This window comes from Vibrio sp. 970, from assembly GCF_033339075.1.
Genome location: NZ_JAWOTW010000525.1, coordinates 1 through 604, shown reverse-complemented (window position 1 = coordinate 604; position 604 = coordinate 1). Strand labels below are relative to the sequence as shown.

Below are 604 nucleotides of genomic sequence, written 5' to 3'. Positions count from 1 at the left end.
TCCTTCGGGTCACGCTAGCCCTCTACGGCTTGGCCAATTTCTTCTTGTGCCGTGTCAACGTCTTTACCTTGACCGAGAGCTAAACCAAAGCGGCGGTTACGTGACTGGTTGTCAGTACACGTAAGAACCAAGTCACCTAAACCAGCCATACCCATGAAGGTTTCTGGTTTGGCACCAAGTGCAGCGCCAAGGCGGCTCATTTCAGCCAAGCCACGGGTAATCAACGCAGTACGTGCGTTTGCACCAAAACCGATGCCGTCTGACATACCTGCGCCAATTGCGATAACGTTTTTCACTGCACCGCCAAGTTGCATGCCGATGAAGTCGTTGTTCGCGTACACGCGGAAGGTTTTGCTACAGTGGATTTTCTCTTGCAGATCCGCCACGAATTCCGCATCTGGAGAGGCAACGGAAATCGCAGTTGGTAGACCCATCGCGAGCTCTTTCGCGAACGTTGGGCCAGATAGAACGGCCAGCGAGTAGTTCTCACCGATGATGTCGTATGCGACGTCTTTGAGTAGTCGGCCAGTTTCAGGTTCAAGACCTTTGGTTGCCCAACAGATACGCGAATCTTCGCGCAGGAACGGTTTGCAGCTGTTAAGCA

Annotated in this window: 1 pseudogene; it reads right to left on the bottom strand. The window is 52.8% G+C overall.

Annotated features, from left to right (window positions below):
- Positions 1-17: 17 nt before the first annotated feature.
- Positions 18-604, bottom strand: a pseudogene (locus tag R7Q11_RS27665) (NAD(P)H-dependent glycerol-3-phosphate dehydrogenase); the annotation flags it as partial.